This is a genomic window from Aminobacter sp. NyZ550, assembly GCF_025628925.2.
GTDB classification, from domain to species: domain Bacteria; phylum Pseudomonadota; class Alphaproteobacteria; order Rhizobiales; family Rhizobiaceae; genus Aminobacter; species Aminobacter ciceronei.
Window position 1 is genome coordinate 1,700,001 of record NZ_CP114190.1, and the last position, 2,500, is coordinate 1,702,500.

Consider the following 2,500-nt stretch of genomic DNA (forward strand, 5'->3'; position numbering starts at 1 on the left):
AAGGGCAATTGGTGGATGCCTTGGCATGCACAGGCGATGAAGGACGTGATACGCTGCGATAAGCGTCGGGGAGGTGCGAATACCCTTTGATCCGACGATTTCCGAATGGGGAAACCCACCTAAGATACTTGTAAAATCAGAGCAGTCGGCGAGCGCAAGTTCGGCGGCTGTTGTGGTTTACAAGTATCGTTATTAGGTAACTTACCCTGAATACATAGGGGTAAAGTGGCGAACGCGGGGAACTGAAACATCTAAGTACCCGTAGGAAAGGACATCAACCGAGACTCCGCAAGTAGTGGCGAGCGAACGCGGACCAGGCCAGTGGCGATTGAGAGACAAGCGGAACCTTCTGGAAAGTAGGGCCATAGTGGGTGACAGCCCCGTACGCGTAATGCGATCAATCGTCCTTGAGTAAGGCGGGACACGTGAAATCCTGTCTGAACATGGGGAGACCACTCTCCAAGCCTAAGTACTCGTGCATGACCGATAGCGAACTAGTACCGTGAGGGAAAGGTGAAAAGCACCCCGACAAGGGGAGTGAAAGAGTACCTGAAACCGGTTGCCTACAAACAGATGGAGCCTGAAATGGTGACATCGTACCTTTTGTATAATGGGTCAGCGACTTAGTGTGTCGAGCAAGCTTAAGCCGGTAGGTGTAGGCGCAGCGAAAGCGAGTCTGAACAGGGCGTTCAGTTCGACGCATTAGACCCGAAACCGAGTGATCTAGCCATGAGCAGGATGAAGGTAAGGTAACACTTACTGGAGGTCCGAACCCATAACTGTTGCAATAGTTCGGGATGACTTGTGGCTAGGGGTGAAAGGCCAATCAAACTCGGAAATAGCTGGTTCTCCGCGAAATCTATTTAGGTAGAGCGTCGACCGAATACCCCAGGGGGTAGAGCACTGGATGGGCTAGGGGATCTCACCGATTTACCAAACCTAACCAAACTCCGAATACCTGGGAGTACTAGTCGGCAGACACACGGCGGGTGCTAACGTCCGTCGTGAAAAGGGAAACAACCCTGACCTACAGCTAAGGTCCCCAAGTTATGGCTAAGTGGGAAAGGATGTGAGGATCCCAAAACAACCAGGATGTTGGCTTAGAAGCAGCCATCATTTAAAGAAAGCGTAACAGCTCACTGGTCTAAATAAGGGTCTTTGCGCCGAAAATGTACCGGGGCTAAAGCCATACACCGAAGCTTAGGGTTTGCAGCTTGCTGCAAGCGGTAGCGGAGCGTTCTGTAAGCTGACGAAGCCGTACCTGTGAGGGGCGGTGGAGGTATCAGAAGTGCGAATGCTGACATGAGTAACGTAAGGGGTGTGAGAGACACCCCCGCCGAAAGTCCAAGGGTTCCTGCTTAAAGCTAATCTGAGCAGGGTTAGCCGGCCCCTAAGTCGAGGCAGAAATGCGTAGACGATGGGAACCACGTTAATATTCGTGGGCCTGGAGGAAGTGACGGATCACGTATGTTGTGGGGTCTTATTGGATTGATCCCTGCAGCGGAGTGGTTCCAGGAAATAGCTCCTCCTTATAGACCGTACCCGAAACCGACACTGGTGGACTGGTAGAGTATACCAAGGCGCTTGAGAGAACTATGCTGAAGGAACTCGGCAAATTGCACGCGTAACTTCGGAAGAAGCGTGACCCTTTCCTGCGCAAGCAGGGTGAGGGTGGCACAGACCAGGGGGTAGCGACTGTTTATCAAAAACACAGGGCTCTGCGAAGTCGCAAGACGACGTATAGGGTCTGACGCCTGCCCGGTGCTGGAAGGTTAAGAGGAGAGGTGCAAGCTTTGAATCGAAGCCCCAGTAAACGGCGGCCGTAACTATAACGGTCCTAAGGTAGCGAAATTCCTTGTCGGGTAAGTTCCGACCTGCACGAATGGCGTAACGACTTCCCCGCTGTCTCCAGCATAGACTCAGTGAAATTGAATTCCCCGTGAAGATGCGGGGTTCCTGCGGTTAGACGGAAAGACCCCGTGCACCTTTACTATAGCTTTACATTGGCATTCGTAGTGGCATGTGTAGGATAGGTGGTAGGCTTTGAAGCCAGGGCGCCAGCCTTGGTGGAGCCACCCTTGAAATACCACCCTTATCTCTATGGATGTCTAACCGCGGCCCGTTATCCGGGTCCGGGACAATGTATGGTGGGTAGTTTGACTGGGGCGGTCGCCTCCTAAAGAGTAACGGAGGCGCGCGATGGTGGGCTCAGACCGGTCGGAAATCGGTCGTCGAGTGCAATGGCATAAGCCCGCCTGACTGCGAGACTGACAAGTCGAGCAGAGACGAAAGTCGGTCATAGTGATCCGGTGGTCCCGTGTGGAAGGGCCATCGCTCAACGGATAAAAGGTACGCCGGGGATAACAGGCTGATGACCCCCAAGAGTCCATATCGACGGGGTTGTTTGGCACCTCGATGTCGACTCATCGCATCCTGGGGCTGGAGCAGGTCCCAAGGGTATGGCTGTTCGCCATTTAAAGCGGTACGTGAGTTGGGTTCA

Annotated in this window: 1 rRNA gene (running past both ends of the window); it reads left to right on the forward strand. The window is 53.3% G+C overall.

Annotated features, from left to right (window positions below):
• Positions 1-2,500: ribosomal RNA gene (locus N7E70_RS08515) — 23S ribosomal RNA — on the forward strand (it extends past both window edges: 13 nt to the left, 299 nt to the right).